Source organism: Pedobacter sp. R-06 (assembly GCF_049913135.1).
Taxonomy (GTDB): domain Bacteria; phylum Bacteroidota; class Bacteroidia; order Sphingobacteriales; family Sphingobacteriaceae; genus Pedobacter.
Genome location: NZ_CP183977.1, coordinates 559,876 through 576,485, shown reverse-complemented (window position 1 = coordinate 576,485; position 16,610 = coordinate 559,876). Strand labels below are relative to the sequence as shown.

At 39.5% G+C, this 16,610-nt stretch carries 13 protein-coding genes; 4 read left to right on the top strand and 9 right to left on the bottom strand.

The window, feature by feature from the left end:
* Positions 1-40 precede the first annotated feature (40 nt).
* The 4 genes from ACN9MR_RS02315 to ACN9MR_RS02300 form a co-directional block, all read right to left on the bottom strand.
* A complete protein-coding gene (locus tag ACN9MR_RS02315; RefSeq protein WP_426328072.1) occupies positions 41-1,234 on the bottom strand; it encodes a phosphoglycerate kinase in 1,194 nt (397 codons plus the stop codon).
* A gap of 6 nt (positions 1,235-1,240) precedes the next feature.
* Positions 1,241-1,678: a GNAT family N-acetyltransferase gene (locus ACN9MR_RS02310; protein ID WP_426328071.1), complete on the bottom strand. Its 438-nt coding sequence runs from the start codon at positions 1,676-1,678 to the stop codon at positions 1,241-1,243.
* A gap of 812 nt (positions 1,679-2,490) precedes the next feature.
* Complete coding sequence (locus ACN9MR_RS02305; RefSeq protein WP_426328070.1) at positions 2,491-3,828, bottom strand: paraquat-inducible protein A; 1,338 nt, start codon at positions 3,826-3,828, stop codon at positions 2,491-2,493.
* Between the two features lie 23 nt (positions 3,829-3,851).
* Complete coding sequence (locus ACN9MR_RS02300) at positions 3,852-5,177, bottom strand: paraquat-inducible protein A (RefSeq protein WP_426328069.1); 1,326 nt, start codon at positions 5,175-5,177, stop codon at positions 3,852-3,854.
* Positions 5,178-5,494: 317 nt separating this feature from the next.
* Here ACN9MR_RS02300 and ACN9MR_RS02295 point away from each other — a divergent pair, with 317 nt between their 5' ends.
* The gene (locus ACN9MR_RS02295; protein WP_426328068.1) at positions 5,495-5,896 is read left to right on the top strand and encodes a DoxX family protein; all 402 of its coding nucleotides are present in this window, start codon (positions 5,495-5,497) and stop codon (positions 5,894-5,896) included.
* On the opposite strand, the gene gap is transcribed toward ACN9MR_RS02295, so the two are convergent.
* From gap to ACN9MR_RS02270, 5 genes are all read right to left on the bottom strand, one after another.
* Positions 5,886-6,881 (bottom strand): type I glyceraldehyde-3-phosphate dehydrogenase, encoded by a 996-nt coding sequence (gap, locus tag ACN9MR_RS02290; protein WP_426328067.1) that lies wholly within the window; start codon positions 6,879-6,881, stop codon positions 5,886-5,888. The two genes, ACN9MR_RS02295 and gap, sit on opposite strands and share 11 nt — an antisense overlap.
* Positions 6,882-7,973: 1,092 nt before the next feature.
* A complete protein-coding gene (locus tag ACN9MR_RS02285) occupies positions 7,974-9,023 on the bottom strand; it encodes an MraY family glycosyltransferase (protein ID WP_426328066.1) in 1,050 nt (349 codons plus the stop codon).
* A 163-nt stretch (positions 9,024-9,186) separates the two neighbouring features.
* A complete protein-coding gene (locus ACN9MR_RS02280; protein ID WP_426328065.1) occupies positions 9,187-9,927 on the bottom strand; it encodes a glycosyltransferase family 2 protein in 741 nt (246 codons plus the stop codon).
* A gap of 109 nt (positions 9,928-10,036) precedes the next feature.
* The gene (locus tag ACN9MR_RS02275) at positions 10,037-10,450 is read right to left on the bottom strand and encodes a hypothetical protein (protein WP_426328064.1); all 414 of its coding nucleotides are present in this window, start codon (positions 10,448-10,450) and stop codon (positions 10,037-10,039) included.
* Positions 10,451-10,589: 139 nt separating this feature from the next.
* On the bottom strand, positions 10,590-11,030 hold the full coding sequence (locus ACN9MR_RS02270) for a hypothetical protein (RefSeq protein ID WP_426328063.1): 441 nt from the start codon (positions 11,028-11,030) through the stop codon (positions 10,590-10,592).
* Between the two features lie 1,723 nt (positions 11,031-12,753).
* Between ACN9MR_RS02270 and ACN9MR_RS02265 the strand changes: the two genes are divergently transcribed.
* The 3 genes from ACN9MR_RS02265 to ACN9MR_RS02255 all read left to right on the top strand — a co-directional run bounded on the left by ACN9MR_RS02265 (position 12,754) and on the right by ACN9MR_RS02255 (position 16,580).
* Positions 12,754-13,575 (top strand): polysaccharide biosynthesis/export family protein, encoded by an 822-nt coding sequence (locus ACN9MR_RS02265; protein WP_426328062.1) that lies wholly within the window; start codon positions 12,754-12,756, stop codon positions 13,573-13,575.
* The gene (locus ACN9MR_RS02260; protein WP_426328061.1) at positions 13,575-15,974 is read left to right on the top strand and encodes a GumC family protein; all 2,400 of its coding nucleotides are present in this window, start codon (positions 13,575-13,577) and stop codon (positions 15,972-15,974) included. Before ACN9MR_RS02265 ends, ACN9MR_RS02260 begins: the two co-directional genes overlap by 1 nt.
* 102 nt (positions 15,975-16,076) lie before the next feature.
* Positions 16,077-16,580 carry a UpxY family transcription antiterminator gene (locus ACN9MR_RS02255; RefSeq protein WP_426328060.1) on the top strand — a complete coding sequence of 168 codons (504 nt, stop codon included), beginning with the start codon at positions 16,077-16,079 and terminating at the stop codon, positions 16,578-16,580.
* Positions 16,581-16,610: the final 30 nt, after the last annotated feature.

Sequence of the window (16,610 nt, the reverse complement as noted above, 5' to 3'; positions counted from 1 at the left end):
AATTGATCTGCAAGGGCCTTGTTTATGTTAAGATGGTATCTTATCCATTAATAGCTTTAACACCCGGCAATTCTTTACCTTCCATATATTCGAGTAAAGCACCACCACCGGTAGAAACATAACTTACTTCATCTTCCATACCGAATTTTGCAATTGCCGCAGCAGAATCGCCACCGCCGATTAAAGAGAATGCGCCGTTATCTCTGGTTGCAGCTACAACTGCTTCTGCAACAGCTTTAGTACCTACCTGGAAACTTTCCATTTCGAAAACACCCATCGGTCCGTTCCACAACAAAGTTTTAGAATTTTTAATTACATCCTGGAACAAGGCAACCGATTTTGGACCGATATCCAGTCCCATCCAATCTGCAGGAATCTGACCAGAGTCTACATCTTTTTTATCGGCATCATTTGCAAATTTATCAGCAATTACCGTATCAACAGGTAAAATCAGGTTCACGCCTTTTGCTTTTGCCTTTTCGATCAGTTCTAAAGAAAGCTCCTGTTTATCAGCTTCTAATAATGAGGTACCAATTTCTCCGCCTTGTGCTTTAGCAAAAGTATAAGCCATACCACCACCAATAATCAGGTTATCTACCTTATCCAACAATTTTTCGATCAACAGAATTTTATCAGATACCTTAGCACCACCCATAATTGCAGTAAAAGGTCTTTCTGCGTGGTTCAATATTTTCTCTGCATTTTCTACTTCTGAGGCCATCAAATAACCGAAGTATTTTGCATCCGGGAAAAACTGGGCAATAATTGAAGTTGAAGCATGTGCACGGTGAGCAGTACCAAAGGCATCGTTTACATAAACATCACCTAATTTTGATAATTTTTCTGCAAAGGCAACATCACCTTTTTCTTCCTCTTTATAAAAACGAAGATTTTCCAACAATAAAACTTCACCCGGTTTTAAATCAGCTGCTTGTTTTACTGCGCTTTCGCCTATACAATCATCAGCAAACTTAACTTCAACACCAACAAGAGCAGATAGATCAGATAAGATATGTTTTAAAGAATATTTATCCGTAGGACCATCTTTCGGGCGGCCTAAGTGAGACATTAAAATAACCGCGCCACCATCTTTTAAGATCTTAGAAATGGTTGGCAATGCCGCCCTGATTCTTTTATCGTCTGTAATTTTAAATTCGTCATCTAAAGGCACATTAAAATCTACCCTGATTAATGCTTTTTTATCTTTAAAGTCAAACTGGTCAATTGTATTCATGTTTAATTATTTTTGATTTAAGTTTAATTTCATTTCGTAATGGAAACCGATGCCAGGGATATCGAACTCTGGAGATTCTGTAGTGAAGCCGATTTTCTTGTAAAAAGCGGCCGCCGTTGAACGGGCATTACACCATAAATAATCGGTTTTATATTCTTTCAGGTACTCAATGGCAAAAGTAACCAGTGCAGCACCATAACCATTTCCAACTGCATCGGGATGGGTGGCCATGCCCCTAAGCTGATAGCCCTCTCCCTCTTCGGGAAAAAAATCGTTCCGCATGAAGGTCGCAATTGATTTTATTTCTCCATCTTTTAAAAAACCAAGATGAAAAGTATCGTAGGCAAGATCGCCTTCAAAAACGCATGCTTCGAGTGGTTTGCCATTGCGCAAGACCAGGCTCCTTAAAGGCAGTACTTCTTCCGGAAGAATAAATTTGACCATATTTTTAGTATCAGCTAGCTTACATCTAGTGTGAAGACATTGCTATTGGATGCACTGCAAACGTTTGCAAAGTTAATAAAGCAATTGAAACCCAATAATAATACGGGTTAGAATTTTCAACATTTTAGATACTAATGTAAGAAGGCTTAAAAACAAATAGATTATGTTTTGTTTTCTGCAAAGCAAGACTCATTGCCTGTAGGTTACTGTAGCCCTTCTTTCCGCTCTTATCTTTTTGTGATCGTAAGCAAATGATGATTGGCGCTGTAACAAAAAGGATAACCGCTGCAATAAGGTTTATTGAACCAAGGCCTGTAGAACAAAACCACGGGCAGCTTTGTATCTGTTTCCTTGCAGATTAGAAGTACCTAGCCCCGGGCGTAGCGGCATCCCTGAAGCGCAGCGTAAGGATACAGCGGAGAACGGGAACAGACGCTAATAGCAGATCAGACCTTGCGCTCCAAAAATTGATTCTTTTTTTTTGTAAAGCAAGGTTCATTGTCTGTAGGTTACTGTAGCCCTTCTTTCCGCTCCTATCTTTTTGTGATCGTAAGCAAATGATGATTGGCGCTGTAACAAAAAGGATAACCGCTGCAATAAGGTTTATTCTAACAAGGCTTGTGCATCAAGACCACAGCCCGATATCAACTGTAAAATTAAAGGTTGTTTTGTATCAGTTTGCTTGCAGGCAAGAAGTGTTTAGCCCTCATCCCAATGCCATTAAGTTAATCCACCTGAACAGACACTAATGGCTGTACTAGTTCTACGCTCCAAAAAATTAAAGCCTCACATAAAATGTTCCAGTTAGCCAATTACTCACAAGGTCCATTCCTTTCATCTATCCGCTTCAATATAAAAGAAAGCACCATGGCATAAACTACATAGGCCACAAATACAAAAAAACCAAGCTGAAGGGCTGAATTGTTGGCTGTTACGGTTTTAAGCGTTCCACTCTGTACATTCAACCCTGAAAGCTGGCTCTTCAATATGCCGTTCAGGCCAATATAGGTCATGGCAATGCCAACCACCATTACATCTGCCATATCCCATTTACCAAGGTCGAAGGCGAGGAAGCGCAGTATTTTTCTGCTGCCAAAAAGATGTCCGCAGGACACATGAACCCCTCTAGCGACAATTCGTAGCAAAGGCAATACAACCACAAAAACAAGCAAGAGTACACCAACTAGTACCGCATCAGGCTTTGGTTGTTCAATCAGTGTTCCTATTATACCAAGTATGCTTTTGCTCTGAAAGAACAGCACCTGGTTATTGAAAGCAATCTTATCGCCTAAAAGGCTAAATTCGAGCGATTGGATGCGCGCATCAACCTCTATAATCGGCGAGGTAACGCCAACAGTAAGCAAAATCACGGCAAACAACAGCGACATAATAAATAATGGTACATGCAACTGTGCCGATTTTCTTAAAAAAAGCCATAATATGAGTGCGAAAGCTATACAGCCCAGCATTCCCAATCCACATTGAAAAGTTTCTATTTTGATCTGTGCAAGCCTCGAGTTTACTAAACGGTCGTACGCGGTTGCATTAGCAACATGATACTTATGGTATATATTCTGCTCTACAGTGGTAATGGTGGTATCTGTGCCATCGTAGGTCTGATTTTCCAGCTCATCTAGCTTACTCGTTGCTACTCCCTTAAGCCTTCTCAGACTTGTTGGACTGGTAATCTTAGCCACAATAGTTTTCGCAAAAGAAGGAACCTGGGCATGGAGTTCATCAACATCAACAAAACTGTTAAAGGCCAATTTTTTCAGTTTACCGCCAAGGGTTTTCTGAGGCTTGGTAACCTCAGACACAGCCTTGTTTACCAACCCATGCAGTTCTTTTTCAACCTCCTTGCGCATGTCTTTTTTCTGCTTTGCAGTTAAGTTGAAGCCTTTTACCCTTCTGTCAACAACTGCCGAAATTTTTTCTCCCCACCGGTCAACCGAGAATATCCCAAAAGTGATATTGTTCGACAAGCTGTAATCTTCTTTGATCCGTTTCTGTTCGTAAGAAAGTGAATGGAAGCGGTAGCCAAAATAGGCCTCCCCCAGCAAAAGGATGCTGAGACCAACGATCAGTGCAAGTGGCGCAAACCAGTTCTTTTTTGTGTGGATATTTTTAGGGGTATTTGGTGTAGTTGCCATAATAAATCAGCTTTAATAAACGGTTAGTGGGCATCATGTGGGGTAATAAACTTCAATATCGTAGAAAGAATGAGGCCATAAAGTACAAAACTGATGAATATGATGTATCCCGGCTGCAGGGCTGTATTATTAGTGGTTAAGATGGTAAGTGAATCATTTTTGATATTGAGTGCCTGGAGCTGACCTTCGAGCAGGCCGTTTAGTCCGATGTAAGCCATTAGGATAGCGATTACAATCACATCTGCCATACTCCACTTACCCGATTGGAAAGCGAAATACTTAATAATCCCATTTTCAGCCAAGCGTTTACTGCCCAAAAGATGCACCCCTGTTGAGCTCAGTTTAACTACCGGGAAAAGGATGCTAAATACCAATATCAGCACCCCTACCAGAATAGAATCAATTCCGGGCTGGCTAATAAGCACCCTCACAACATCCATAATACTTTTACTCTGAAAAAACAGCACCTGATCTTTAAACACTACATGTTCGCCAAGCAGCACAAAATCGAGCGAACGGATGCGGGCATCCACCTCGATCATCGAGGCAGTAAGGCCTACAAAAAGGAGAATGAACGCAAATAGCAGCGACATCACAAAAAGTGCAACATGAAGATCCCTGCGTTTGCGGAGCCCCCACCAAAAACCAAGAACAACCACTACGCAGGCGAGCATACCAAAGGAATAGCCATAAGTTTTTGTGCGGATATCGGCGAGTGAGGCAATGAGCTTTTTATTGAGCATCCTGGTAGATGATACCTGATATTTACGGTACATCGCCTTTACAGAAGCGCCGTTTGCAACAAAGGCACTGTCGAGCTTTTCCTCATCAGCCAACTCGTTAAACTCGCCCATGGCCATTTTGCTTAACTGCCGCTTGTTCTTCGGATTATCTACGTCGGCTATAATTTTCCTGGCAAAACCAGGCACCTGCGCCCGAATGCTATCAGAGTTCACAAAATTGCGGATCGCAAATTTCTGAATCTTCCCGCTTAAAGTCTTTTTTGGCTTATTCACTAAGGCTTCTGCCTTATTAATAAGCGCAAGCAGCACCTGCTCTACCTCTGTTTGCAATATTTTTTTTTGTTTTCTGGTCATCTTCAGGTTGCGGACCTGGTGATGCACAATCCTGGATACATTGTCCTTCCATTGCTGCACCGAAAACAACCCATAGGTAATGTTGTTGATATCAGCATAATCTTCCTTAATGCGCTCCTGCTGATCAGAAAGCTCGTGCAGCCTAAATCCGAAATAAGCCTCCGTACCAAGAAGCATGGAAAGGGAGAGGATGAGCAGAAATTTGGGAAGCAGGGGCTTCCGACTCCCTGTATTTTTTTTATGTGTTTCCAAGCCTATTGGTTTATGCGGTTTATCAATTTCTATCTGTTTCCCCTGCCCAAACCAAGAGCAAGCGCTTTAATGTGCGTTTACCGATCGGAATATCGGGCCTAATATTGGCAGATAAAACCAACAATACACAAAAAAAGTTTTTGAAAGATGAGAATATAGCCGTGAAGTTATTTGAAGGATGTATTAAATCATTTCATATTAGAATCCCTGTATTTAACAATCCGCTCAGTTAGGCAGATTTCCTGATCTAAATTAAATCAAACAGATTTACTGATCGCTTGTTGAATGATATATCTCATTTGATCTGATCTGCAATTATGGAAGATGAAAACATAAAAAAAGCCGCCAGGATATTGTTGGGCGCAGGTTTAATTACTGCCGGAATCGGTCATCTGACTTTTGCCCGTAAACCTTTCCAGGCGCAGGTACCGGATTGGGTTCCTTTAAAAAAAGATGATACAGTAGTATATTCGGGTTTTGTCGAAATTGCATTGGGCGCGGCCTTAGTGCTAGCGCCCAAAAAATATGAAGATTTAGTAGGTAAGGTTGCCGCAGGATTATTTGTTGGCGTATTTCCTGGAAATATTTCACAGTACACCCATAAACGCAGCGCCTTTGGCCTTAATACTGATAGTAAACGTTTTCTACGCTTATTTTTTCAACCGGTATTGGTTTATTGGGCATTAAAATCTACACAAAAATCTAAAATCAGCCTTTAGCAAGCATGTCTATTTTTTTTACCACATCGATCAAGCGACTGCTGTAACCATATTCATTATCGTACCAGCCCACAACCTTAACTAGGTCACCAACAATGGAGGTTAATAACGAATCGAATATACATGAGTGGGGATTATCAATAATATCGACAGATACAATTGGATCCTCGGTATACTCGAGTAGATTTTTCAGTTCATTTTCTGCAGCTAACTTAAAGGCGGCATTAATTTCTTCGATGCTTGTCTTCTTCTTTAACAGGCAGGTAAAATCGGTTAACGATCCGTTTAAAACCGGAACCCTGATCCCTGCCCCACCTAAACGGCCATCCAGTTCTGGAAAAATATGGGTAATGGCTTTTGCTGCCCCTGTTGTAGTTGGAATGATGGAGGATGAGGCTGCCCTTGCCCTGCGCAGATCCTTATGGTTTGCATCGTGCAGATTCTGATCGCCTGTCATCGAATGAATGGTCGTAATATAACCTTCTTCAACCCCCCAGTTATCGTTCAAAATCTTAATCATCGGGGCAATATTATTCGTTGTACAACTGGCATTTGATAGCACAGGACTACTTAAATCAATCTGATGATCGTTTACACCTAATACTACCATCGGAATATCATCAGCAGCCGGGGCTGAGATGAGCACCTGTTTTGCGCCTGATGTAATGTGTTTTTCTGCTGATGATCTGGTTAGATTTTTACCTGTACAATCGATAACCAGATCCACTCTAAGTGCCGACCAAGGCAATTCATCGGCATCCTTAATAGCGAAAACCGGAATAGAAAGCTGATTGATTACCAATGCATCAGGTTTTGCAAAAACACTTCCTGCGAAAACACCATGAACAGTATCGTACTTAAACAGGTGAGCCATCGTTTTGGCATCTGCCAGGTCGTTAATAGCCACTACTTCAAATCCCTCAGCCAATGCTAAGCGTAAAAATGTTCTTCCTATTCTACCAAAACCATTTATTGCCAGCCTCATTATTATAAAAATTAGAGCGCAAAATTAGTATTTATTTATCAAAGCAAAGACCTGATTATATAAGATGGAAAAGGGATGATGAAACCTTATTATAGCGGCTATGCCTTTTCTTAATAAGTCAATTTTGCTTCTTTCTAAGGCAATCGTCATGCTGACCTGTAGCGCAGCGTAAAGCTACACAGTAAACCGAGCCTTAAGCGAGCTCACCGAAGGTAATTTATTTCAGCATCTATCATGTTACTAAATATTCTACCTGGCACCACAAAAGATAAAAGGGAAAAGAAAGATCTCAGCAACCGTAAGCACTACAATGCTTTACTAAAAAAAGTAAAATTAATTTCAGGAGTACAAAGTTATCCGCTTTTTCAAACAATAAGGTTCTTTTTTTAGGAGCGCAGGGTCTGTACAGCTATTAAGGATTGTTCCCGTTCTTCGCTATATCCCTGCGCTACGCTCCGGGGATGCCGCTACGACCAGGGCTAGGCACTTCTAATCTGCAAGTAAACCGGTACAAAGCTTCCATAATTTTACAGATATACCCAGCTATGGTTTTGAACCACAGTCCTTTGCTAAATAAACCTTATTGTAGCGGATATCCTTTTTGCTGCACTAACACACAACTTCTCTCTAACCATCACAAAAAGATAGAAGCGGAAAGAAGGACTGCCATAACCGATAGGAACAATACCTGCTTTACTAAAAAAAGTAAAATTAATTTCAAGAGTACAAGGTCATCTGCTTTTTCAAGCAACAAGTTTTTTTTCTGAAGCGCAGAGCCCGTACAGCTATGGATGTTTGTTCCCGTTCTTCGCTATATCCCTACGCTGTGCTCCGGGGATGCCGCTACAACCGGGGCTAGGCACTTCTAATCTGCAAGGAAACCGATACAAAGCTGCCCTTTAATTTTTTCTACAGACCCTGGTTAAATAAACCTTATTGTAGCGGATATCCTTTTTGCTGCACTAACACACAACTTCTCACTAACCATCACAAAAAGATAGAAGCGGAAAGAAGGACTACCGTAACCGATTGGAACAATACCTGCTTTACTAAAAAAGTAAAAAATTAATCTCTGGATCGCAAGAACACGTACTAAATTAAAGTTTGTCTACCTTTCTTTTTAAGCAGGCCTAAGGTAAGCAGGGTATTAAACGCAATGCAGAGGCCAATAATGAGCAAGATCAAAACGAAATTCCCAAGATGCTGAAGGAAGATGGTGGCAGCTATTGTAGCCAGATTAAACCCAGCAGTAGAAATTACGATCCAGTTGGATTTAAACCCTAACTGCTCTAAACGATGGTGGATGTGGTTACGGTCGCCCTTAAACGGAGAACCTCCTTTTAAAATACGGATAGTAAAAACCCTTAATGAGTCGAAAATGGGCACGATCAGTATGGCTACCGCTATTGCTGGCGCAGAATAAAAAGCTGGCCTGCTTCCTCCGGTAAACTTATTAAGCTCTATAAACTTAATAGCTAATGCAGCAGAAATAAGCCCGATGATCAGTGCACCGGTATCGCCCATAAATATTTTGGCAGGAAACCAATTATACTTTAAAAAGCCTGCTATAGCACCCGCCAGGGCAAAGGCAATAAATGCATAGGGTACCTGCCCCATCGAAGAAAACAAAATACCGAAAACCAGGCTCGTTAAAATGCCGATTCCACCTGCCAATCCGTCAATGCCATCTATTAAATTGAATGCATTATTCAGGAAAATAATTAATGCAACCGAAAAAAGGCTTCCCCATAATGGCGCCATATCCCCTATACCCAATACACCGTATAAACTTGTTAAACGGAAGGCACCAAAAAAAACCAGGATAAAGGCGACCACGATCTGCAGAATAAATTTTGTGCTGGTATTGGTGCCATAAACATCGTCTTTTAAGCCAAGTGCCGCAAGGATGATGCACGATGCAATTAAAAAATTAGCTTCTTTAAAATTAATAATGGCCGAAAAAAGCAAGATACATACGGTAAAACTGCCTACAATGGCTAAACCACCTAAACGTGAAATATTGCGTTTATGTTTTTTACGGTACAGGTCGTTCTTATCAAAAAGACCATACTTTAAAGAAGTATAGATTATACTCGGAATACTAATAATTACGACTGAAAAGGCCAAAATAAATATGGCCATGCAGAAATAATTTGGGTTGGTATTCAGGATATCTTTAAACAATGCGGGATGACTTGGTACACAAATATAAGTAATGTACCCTTAACAATTTGCGATCATAAATGTTTAACATGACATAAATCAAATGTGAAGTAGATTTATATGGTACAGCCTCTAAAAAGAATTAAAATTGATTGAGTTTACTCAGCTTTTTCCTGATCACGACCAAAAGTGGATGTGGTACACCGTTTCTTTTTAAAGCCTTATAATCATTAACAAAGGCAGAGACCCTGCTCATCACAGATTGGTTACTTACCCCTCCCATGCGCATATTTATCATTAAGACAGGCAGATAAACGGCTTCTATTTTATGGGTATAAAAATATCGTAATATTAATTCGTAATCGGCAGCGGTACCAAGATCCAAGGCATAATCTCCATTTTTTTTGAATAAAGATCTTTTCAGATACAGTGTAGGGTGTGCGGGCATCCAGCCTTTTTTAAGATCCTGAAAGGTGTTTTGCTTTGATTTCCAAGTCCTGACCGTTTTATGTGTTGTGGGATGGATGTAATTGAGGTCACCATAAAGTCCATCTATTTTCGGCTGGTCGATAAAGGCTTTGGCTACTGACGCCAATACATCAGCGTGTGCAAATAAATCATCGGCATTTAAGATTCCGATCACCTCTCCTGTTGCCCTCTGGATCCCCTTATTAATGGCATCGTATAAACCTTTATCTTTTTCTGAGATGAAATAATCAATATACGATTGGTTTTCTTCGATAATGTTCAGTGTTCGGTCTGTCGATCCCCCATCAATCACCAGGTATTCTACGTCAGGATAGGTTTGCGCCATTACAGAATTAAAACACGCTTGCAAGAATGCTTCTCCATTATAAACGACCGTAATCAAGGATATCTTCATGGTTACCAAACAGCGATTCTGCAGCTTTTTTAAGCTGAAAACTGTGGTAAAGATAAAGAATAGCTTTACATATGCCGAATGGTTTCCTATTCGAGCCGACAAAGATGATCTATAGTTTATTTTTTCTTTTGATTACGAATATACCGAAGAGACCTGCGGCGGCACCAAGGGTCCAAGTGTAATCATCTAAATTACAGTTCACAAACGAGTAAGAAAATTCCACCCCCTCGTTTTGTGCAACAAGCCCCAAACCCAATATGGTTAGTGCAGATGTAGTGCAAGGAGTTCCAAGGCTTACAGGAGTATTTGCATACCCAGGGCATGCGCCCGGAATTTGTGAAATCTCGGGTGAATTGTAAAGAGGAACTAAAATACCCAAATTCAAAGGGACTAATGTCGCTCCAAGCAAAGCGGTTCCCGTTTGTGGCCCGTAGATCTTACCATTAGGCAACTTGCATCCTGTATCCGCACCAGCTTCAAGATTACAAGACAACAAAAAAAGACCTATAAAATAGTATTTCATGTAGTACATCTCCGCATTGTTATGCGAAGTTACTACTGTAATGAACTACAAACTACGTTCGTTTTGTTCAATACTATATCAGCACTATAGCCCTTAGTGATACAAACTTACTACTACAAGAAATAACAAGAGTAATTGCCTATAGACTGTATAAGATTGAGCTTTTTTTACGAATTATGATGAAACCAAGAAATCCGATGGAGCTTATTAAATATGGCATATAATCATCTAATGGTAACGCCATACAATTGCTATCAGATGGACTGTAATTTACCAGAAGACCCTGATTTAAAACATTTTCCTGAGAAGTACATTTAGATTGAGGGTTGCCAGAGCCCCCACTGGCCACGGAATAATTTTCTGAGGTGGTTCTTAAAATCCCACAATTTGGATCTTCAGGCCAGTTTCTTATTGTGATTCTATCAGATGCAGTATATAGCGGCATAGTGGTACCTCCATCAAAATAGGTTCCACTTTGAACTGTGTAAATAAAATTTCCGGTTCTACAACCTACCGCTCCAACGGCATTAGAGACAAATAAAACTGTTGACAAGACAGTTAAAAAGAGATATTTTGACATTGTTGTTTGGTACTAATGGGTGCACATACGTAACTCCCACTATCAGAGATGTTCTGCGGCAAAAAAATTATAATAATAGACAACTAACTTCTGGAACCGAGTAATGATGCAAACCAAACACAATCCCTAAATAATCGTAAGATTAATATTACAAAATTAACCAAAAAAGCGTAATTAAATTACCGAATGAAATGAATATGAACAGAATATGACACTCTTATTTCGCGCTAAGATTCGGCAAAAAACGGGGCAGAAAGTGATCAAACAAAGAAAAAATAAAAGAATCGCTAGAAATAAGGTCAGAAATTATTGACAAATATCATGAACAAAATGAACGAAACTAAAACAACTTTAATAAAACCTGGATAATCTAATGTTTTTAAACTTGAAACGTGTCAGAGAAAATGAGCCTATTCCGGCTAGAACAAGCAATGCAAGGGGAGCGTAGTCATCTATTGGGCAATCGGTAGGGCTGGTGGAAAAAGAAACCAGTGTACCAAAATCGTCACCAGGACCACCATACCCTTTGATATAACATGACCCCTGTCCGTTGCCAAGCCCACCATAACAATAGACCTGAGACAATGTATACCTATTCGTAAAATTATCATTGCGATACTGGGGGACACCATTAAACAAAATTGAACCATCACGCACATAATATATGGTATTGGACCCAAGTGTTGCTTGGCATCCTGTAACAATTGCGCCATAGGAATATGATGCCGATAGCAATACCAAGACAAAGATTATTATGCGATACTTCATTAAAAATAGGGACAGAACTTATACAAAAGTACAAATCCCTAATAAAAGACACTAATAAAGATGTATAATTATACAAAAAATACCTTTTATGTACCTACTTATGAGTATCAAAAAACTCTAACATCAAACGGATTCATATCGCAAAGACATGCATAAGAGACTAAATATAAACCCGTTAACATCATAAAGTAATCAGCAGAGTGAAACTAATTCAGTCAAATTTATAGATAATCTATAATAAAATTTTAGCGTCTTTACATGTGTTTGTTTAACATTGCAAATCCAAAACATGATGTGATTAACATGAAGAAAACGATATAGGAATCAATTGGGCAAGGATAAATTAAATTCGTTGTTGCTTGCCTATAGTATGAACTACTTAAGCCTTCTATACTGCATGGCGCGTTTGGATTATATGATCCGGCAGTAAATGTTGAGCATGATAACACCGAACCCGAGGTCGCATATGTAGATCCGCTATAGTTGTTCGTTCCTATCGAAATATAATAAAATCGGCTGGTAAAAGTACTATAGCAACCATCAGTGGCATAGCTTTTACTAAAAATACCCATAAACAGGACTATCAATCCAAATGTATATAATTTGCTCATAAGAAAAACGACTTCAACAAAAGTAGTTAATATCCGTAATCTTAATAATACAAAATTCTTTATTATGTTGACTTTAGTCATGTTAAATCGTATTTCTAGATCCTAAGCAAAAAAGAAGCACTACAGCATATAAAAACATAATAATCAGCACATTATATATTCATAAAATACTTAAGAAAAGGACCATCTGTGCTGCAATTAACCAATAAAACTGTTTTTGGTAAATGCTTTTAATTAATGGCGGGGCTATGCTTTTCTAATTACTATTTTTTTTAAGCATCTTTAAACAGTATTTTTGCATTTACCTACACATCTCATTTAGTTAGTATATCTTTCTAATAATTATGATCCAAAAACACCCCATTTTTAAATTCAATCTTTTTTTATTTACGTCGATCATACTGTTCAGCTGCTCAGTCCGCAAGCAACATAGCTTATTCAATGCACCCAGTGATATCGTTACAGATACAATTAAACAGGTTTATGTAGTAAATGATCAGGGCATAAGCGATGCTTACTATAAAATCAAAATCGGTGATCAATTGGCCGTTAGGAATGTTCAAAACCCTGAGTTCGGGGCAACATTGAGCACAGGCGTTTCGGGTGCTTCAACGAATAATGTTGCAGCAGCAGGAACTTCGCAAAATACTCTCTCTTATCCGGTAGAGCCTGATGGCATGGTTAATCTACCTGCCATTGGGAAAGTAGAAGTTGTGGGTTTAACCAGAAGAGAGGCCACCATAAAGATTCAGGATAATTATAAACAAAAGCTACTCAAGGATCCGATTATTGAGTTAACCGTTGTTAACTTAAAGGTTACTTTATTGGGCGAATTTGGCAAACAGGGTAATTTTTTATTGGAAAAAGACAATACCAGTTTAATCGAAATCATAGGTGAGGCAGGTGGTATTACCAAAACTGCAGACCCTAAAACTTTAAAAATTATTAGAGGCGATCGCAGCCACCCTGAAATTATCTATGTAAACTTAACTGACATTAATAGTCTGGCGAGCAAAAAACTGATTCTGCAGAATAACGATATTATTGTACTGCAACCCACCAAAGGCTCTGCATTAAGTGAAAAACTTCAGAGTTTTAATAACATTGTACAGCCTTTACTTGTTGTAGTTAACCTTGCCGTATTAATTTTTACCGTAACACGCTAATGGAAAAAGCAGAAGATTTAGAAGTTAAGGCTGTTAGTCAACAAATTGATTTTTACAAAATATTCAGGGTATTTTGGAGCAGGTGGTATTGGATAGCTGGCTGTATCGCAATTGCATTAGTTGTTGCCAAGATAAAAGTGCTTTATACGCAACCTATCTATCAAACCGGAGCTTCCCTTAAACTTCAGGATAGTAACCCGAGCGTGAGCACCAATAACCAAATGCCGACACAGGTTTATAACTACACCGATAAAATCCAGGCAGAAAGTTTTGTGATCCGCAGTAATGATGTTGTGCTCAATGCTATAGCCCACCTTGATTATAAAATCTCTTATTATTTAAAGGGCCGTATCCGCACTACCGAACTCTATCCAAATATTCCTTTTCAGATCGAAATTATACAACAAGATTCAGTTAATTTTAATCGGGGTTTATATAACATCGAAGCTATAGATAATAAAAGCTTTAGCATTAGCGATCCCAATAACGAAAAAACCAAGCAGACCGTACACCGTTATGGAGAGGTACTCAATATGGGTAATATGCAATTCCGCATTAAATCTATTGTTCCAAAAGGTGATTATAGTTTTAAATTTAATACCAAAGAAGATTTTATCGGGCGGGCCATGGGTTTAAGTGTAGCAGAGGCTGCTCGTTTCACCAACGTAATGAGTTTAAGTTTAACCGATGGCAATCCTGTTTTCGCTGCAGATATGCTCAACGCCATTATGAAAGAGTATGTGCGCTACGATCTGATCCAGAGGCAACGTTCAGCTAAACAGACTGTGCAATTTATCGATACACAATTAGGCTTTATCAATACTGAGGCTGGCAAATCTGGTAATACCCTGGCCAATTATAAAACTAAAAACAAAATGGTCGATCTTGGATCTGCCACCTCTACAACAATCGGTAAATTGTCAGATTTCGAAAAACAAAAAACAGAACTCAACATTAAACAACTGGCCATTAAACAACTGGAAGACCAGGTAAACAACAACCGCTCGAAGGTAGAAATCGGCTTAGATATAGAAGGTGATTTAAATAGCGGACTGGGGGCCTTGGTTACTCAGCTCAATACCTTGTTAGCCAACAGAATACTCAAACTGAATCAGTTTAATGCAGATTCGCAACCCGTAAAACAAATAGACCAACAGATTGCCAACGTAAAAGCGAGCATAAGAAGCAATGTACAGGCCATGCGCAGGAATAACGAACAGACCATTCGTTATATCGACAGCCAAATCTCAGGCGTTAACCAAAACATCAGTACCATTCCGGCTAAAGAACAAAACTTTGTAAAACTCAGTACTAATTTTGAGGTAAATAATAAGGTGCGTTCTTATTTATCAGAGAAAAAATTAGAAGCCGAAATGAATGCTGCTGCCACAGTTTCTGGCGCGGCCATCGTCAATTTAGCTTACCCTTCCTACTACTCTATTTCTGCAAATTCGAATAAGGTTTATACCTTTGCCATTTTATTTGGCTTAGGTGCTGGTATGGGTTTGATCCTATTGGTTAGGTTTTTAAATCCTTACATCTACGATAAGGAAACCGTAGAAGGATTAACGAATACTCCTATCATCGGGGTAATACGCAAATTCCCCGATTATATCGATCAGGATAACCGTCAGGCCTTATCAATAGCTAAACCCAAATCAGTTTTCGCCGAGTCGGTTAGGTCCGTACGTACCAATTTGAGCTTTTTAGCCAGCCATAAAAAAAGCAAGGTGATCTGCATTACCTCGGAGATATCGGGCGAGGGCAAATCATTTGTCACCGTAAACCTGGCTGGAACGCTAGCGCTAATTGAGAAAAAAGTAATCTTAATTGCTGCCGATCTACGTAAATCGAGGTTACACAAAGTTTTTGGAAGCGATAACCGTAGAGGCCTGAGTTCTGTTTTATCCGGACAGCACAAATTGGAAGATGTGCTCATACATGATGAAGTACACCATATCGACTTTATTCCTTCAGGCCCTGTACCACCTAATCCTTCTGAGCTTTTGCATACCGCCGCCATGCGCGATTTATTGAAAACGCTGGAAAAAGAATATGATTATGTTTTGGTCGATACCGCACCAGTAGGACTGGTTTCGGATGCCATTCCATTGATCAGAAATTCGGATGTCAATCTATTTGTCATCCGCTCAGGCGTTTCGCAAACGCGGGCAGCTGCTATACCCGAAAGGTTATCGCGGGAGTATGGATTGAGCAATATGGCTATTGTGTTGAATGCATTTGGTGATGATGCCCTTTATTCGAATTATTATACTACCGATTATAGCCGAGGTGGTGGCAACAGCACCTATTATTATTCTGATTATTCGGGCTACTCGGGCTCGGGCTATTATGATGATGAGAACCGGAAATGGTGGATGTTTTGGAAAAAGAAATAGGATTAATCGGTTAACTGTTTAAATTGGTTAACTGTATGTAACTGATGAAAGAAAGGCGTGGAAAGATACATGTGGGTTTAATTGTTGAAATTAATTAGCTTAATGATTGATCAAAATTACAGGTGGTATCCGGTATGTACGCGTTCGAGGGCTGAGAAAAAGGCGCATGAGGAGTTAACGAGAAAAGGTATTTCTTCTTATCTCCCGCTAAAAAAGACGGTTAAACAATGGAGCGACCGTAAAAAAATAGTTGAAGAGGCTTTGATTAAGTCTTATCTGTTTGTGTATATTTCGGCCAAAGAATACGCTGAAGTTTTGATGACCAACGGCATTGCCCGGTTTATCTATTTCTCCAGCCAAATAGCGTCTATACCCGAACAACAAATCAATGATCTTAAGCTCCTGCTCGCTACTGATGCAGATCTTGAGGTTTTTGAGTACGACATCAAACCTGGTGAACGGGTGTTGATTAAAGCAGGTCCATTTAAAGGGATCCTGGCCGAACTGGTATCGATACAGAATAAACAACGTATTATTTTACGTTTACAAAATATGGGCTATGCGATTGAAATTAACACCTCAGTTGCGTTTGTAGAACCAATTTAGAACTGGATGATGCGTGAGGGATTAGATTAG

Excerpts from the sequence above, each read along its gene's own strand:
- ACN9MR_RS02315 (WP_426328072.1), bottom strand. The coding sequence starts at position 1,234 with ATGAATACAATTGACCAGTTTGACTTTAAAGATAAAAAAGCATTAATC.
- ACN9MR_RS02310 (WP_426328071.1), bottom strand. The coding sequence starts at position 1,678 with ATGGTCAAATTTATTCTTCCGGAAGAAGTACTGCCTTTAAGGAGCCTG.
- ACN9MR_RS02305 (WP_426328070.1), bottom strand. The coding sequence starts at position 3,828 with ATGGCAACTACACCAAATACCCCTAAAAATATCCACACAAAAAAGAAC.
- ACN9MR_RS02295 (WP_426328068.1), top strand. The coding sequence starts at position 5,495 with ATGGAAGATGAAAACATAAAAAAAGCCGCCAGGATATTGTTGGGCGCA.
- gap (WP_426328067.1), bottom strand. The coding sequence starts at position 6,881 with ATGAGGCTGGCAATAAATGGTTTTGGTAGAATAGGAAGAACATTTTTA.
- ACN9MR_RS02285 (WP_426328066.1), bottom strand. The coding sequence starts at position 9,023 with ATGGCCATATTTATTTTGGCCTTTTCAGTCGTAATTATTAGTATTCCG.
- ACN9MR_RS02280 (WP_426328065.1), bottom strand. The coding sequence starts at position 9,927 with ATGAAGATATCCTTGATTACGGTCGTTTATAATGGAGAAGCATTCTTG.
- ACN9MR_RS02275 (WP_426328064.1), bottom strand. The coding sequence starts at position 10,450 with ATGAAATACTATTTTATAGGTCTTTTTTTGTTGTCTTGTAATCTTGAA.
- ACN9MR_RS02270 (WP_426328063.1), bottom strand. The coding sequence starts at position 11,030 with ATGTCAAAATATCTCTTTTTAACTGTCTTGTCAACAGTTTTATTTGTC.
- ACN9MR_RS02265 (WP_426328062.1), top strand. The coding sequence starts at position 12,754 with ATGATCCAAAAACACCCCATTTTTAAATTCAATCTTTTTTTATTTACG.
- ACN9MR_RS02260 (WP_426328061.1), top strand. The coding sequence starts at position 13,575 with ATGGAAAAAGCAGAAGATTTAGAAGTTAAGGCTGTTAGTCAACAAATT.
- ACN9MR_RS02255 (WP_426328060.1), top strand. The coding sequence starts at position 16,077 with ATGATTGATCAAAATTACAGGTGGTATCCGGTATGTACGCGTTCGAGG.